Genomic DNA, 589 nt, shown 5'->3' with positions numbered 1-589 from the left:
CTGCTGCTGTTCATGGCCGCGCGCGGCGTCACGCTGGCACGGGTGTTCCCGCGCATCGAGGCCAGCCGCCTGCCGTGATGTCGAACATCGCTGGACTTCGGTGCCTGGCATCCTGCCTCGGGGTGTCTGCCGGCAGCTTGATCCATTCCGCGTTAGCCGGCCGGGGACCAATCACTTCGATTGACGACGCCGTCCAGCCCGATGGTCTCCATCGAACAGCCGCTCACCGGTGTGAACCGGCCCCTCGCGAAGGCACGGCCAAGGCCAGCTCCTGGCGGGGAAGGACCCGTGGCACACACCTCGCGGTCGCCTCCTCCCGACCCGTTGCTGTCATCCGGGGCGCCGCGCCGGCGCCGGCCGTTCTCTCCCTCAACAGTCACTTTTGGCATCAGATCTAAGGTAAGGTCCCGCGATGCGGACAACTGGATTATCTTGGCGGTGGCGGATGCCGGTGGTCAACTCATCAGGAGATACGAAATGACCAGCAAGAACACGATCTGTTTGTGGTACGAAGGTGGCGCCGTTGACGCCGCAAACTTCTATGCGGAAACGTTCCCCGACAGTTCTGTCGGCGCTGTCTACCGCGCAC

The 589-nt window shown here is 64.2% G+C and carries 1 protein-coding gene; it reads left to right on the top strand.

The genetic code is table 11. From position 1 onward, the window contains the following. Positions 1-477 precede the first annotated feature (477 nt). The coding region (locus AC1DS3_RS39350; protein WP_477129462.1) for a VOC family protein at positions 478-589 on the top strand (112 nt) is incomplete at its 3' end.

The organism is Cupriavidus sp. 01L46, from assembly GCF_056399905.1.
The sequence above is the reverse complement of the archived record's forward strand: the minus strand, read 5'-3'. Positions and strand labels throughout refer to the sequence as shown.